At 50.9% G+C, this 1,028-nt stretch carries 2 protein-coding genes; both read right to left on the minus strand.

Features of this window, described 5'->3' with window-relative positions; translation table 11 throughout:
* On the minus strand, positions 1 to 490 hold a 490-nt coding region (locus tag Q0238_RS00645), incomplete at its 3' end, for a tannase/feruloyl esterase family alpha/beta hydrolase (protein ID WP_297941866.1).
* Positions 491 to 609: 119 nt separating this feature from the next.
* Positions 610 to 801: a DUF1440 domain-containing protein gene (locus tag Q0238_RS00650; RefSeq protein ID WP_297941870.1), complete on the minus strand. Its 192-nt coding sequence runs from the start codon at positions 799 to 801 to the stop codon at positions 610 to 612.
* Between the last annotated feature and the right edge of the window lie 227 nt (positions 802 to 1,028).

Here is a 1,028-nt window from a genome sequence, read left to right on the forward strand (position 1 = left end):
CCTGTTGCTCAAGTCCGAACTCGGGCGTAGGCGTAGGGTGTCCCGAATCGGTCGTTACGACCGCGTAGCCCCTCATCAAAGCGGGCGTTGCGCTACTCGTGCGGATAGGCACGGCGCCAAGAGCCGGCGCGACGAAGCCGTCCAGACCGCCGCCGCCTTGAAATAGCAGTTTGCCGTTCCAAGCACCAGGCAAGCGCAGCTCAAATTTTATGCCGTAATGCTTGCCGTCCGAGCCCGTGCGGGAGGCTATCTCTCCGTGAATTATGCAGTGCGGCGCGGCTTTTAGCGTCTTTTTGGCTCCGCCGGTTAGCGCAGACATCCTATCGGCGCCGATTTCGCCGCTTTGATTCCAGATCGCTTCGCTAATCTTTGTATCGTAAATTTTTGCGCCCTTTAGCGCCGCGCAAGCCTGCTCGTCAAAATCGCTCGCAAGCGCTCCCTGTAAGCCCAGAGCAGCCGTAAAGATTGCAACTAAAATTTTATATTTCATTGCCGCTCCTTTTGAAATTTTATTAATCATAATTTTAACATAAAAATTTATCGTGATTTTACTGCGTTTATAAAAAATGATGGAATTCCGCACTAAACGGGGCGGAATTCCAAATTTAGCTAGAAGAGCGAAGCGCCCGAGCGGTCCGCGGGATCGGGCTCACCCGTTACGCGATTTCGTAGATCGCGGCGGAATACTTCGATCGCCCAAAACCAAACCGTGTGCCCGAAAAATTCCGAAACAAACTCATACCACGGAAGCTGAAAAAGCGGTGGTGTAAGTCCTAAAAGCGGCAGCGTGATGCAATGCACTGCGATATTTATGACGATGCCAATGCAGCGCCCTGAAATAGCGTAATTTTAGGTAATTTCTCGACAGCGAAGTGTGCCTAATTTTAAATTTTCTATTGTCGCGGAGCATTAAATTTCTCGCGTGCCCTTAAAGCTTGCACGGTAAAAAATCAGCAGCGCGGCGGCTAACGCGGCAAAGCCGCAAAATAGCCCTTGGTAGCTTAAATATTCAAGCGCCTTGCCACCTA

The sequence above is a fragment of the uncultured Campylobacter sp. genome (assembly GCF_938045775.1).
In the GTDB taxonomy this organism is placed as follows: domain Bacteria; phylum Campylobacterota; class Campylobacteria; order Campylobacterales; family Campylobacteraceae; genus Campylobacter_B.